The organism is Cobetia sp. 5-11-6-3, from assembly GCF_013374055.1.
Lineage (GTDB): Bacteria > Pseudomonadota > Gammaproteobacteria > Pseudomonadales > Halomonadaceae > Cobetia > Cobetia marina.
This window is the reverse complement of the sequence record NZ_BLWJ01000040.1, coordinates 1-281: the sequence shown is the minus strand read 5'-3', so window position 1 is coordinate 281 and position 281 is coordinate 1. Positions and strand designations below refer to the sequence as shown.

At 64.8% G+C, this 281-nt stretch carries 1 protein-coding gene; it reads right to left on the bottom strand.

Going from position 1 to position 281, the window contains the following annotated elements; genetic code table 11:
• A partial coding sequence (locus HXS66_RS17325) for an Ig-like domain-containing protein (RefSeq protein WP_176504180.1) occupies nucleotides 1-281 on the bottom strand: 281 nt, incomplete at both ends.

The following is a 281-nucleotide window of genomic DNA, read 5'->3' as shown; positions in this document are numbered from 1 at the left end:
GACGGTGGTGCCATCGGTCTCAGCCAGCACTGGTGCATCCGGCGCGGTAGTGTCGACGGTGAGCGTGAAGTCGGCAGACGGTGCACTTTCGTTGCCCGCGGCATCGGTGGCGGTGACGCTGAAGACGTGCTCGCCATCGGCGAAGCCAGTCGCCGGCGTGAAGCTCCAGGTGCCATTGGCATCGGCGGTGACTGTCGCGATTTCCTCACCATTGTGGGTAATCGTGACGGTGCTACCGGCTTCGGCGCTGCCGGTCAGCGTCGGAGTCGCATCATTGGTGC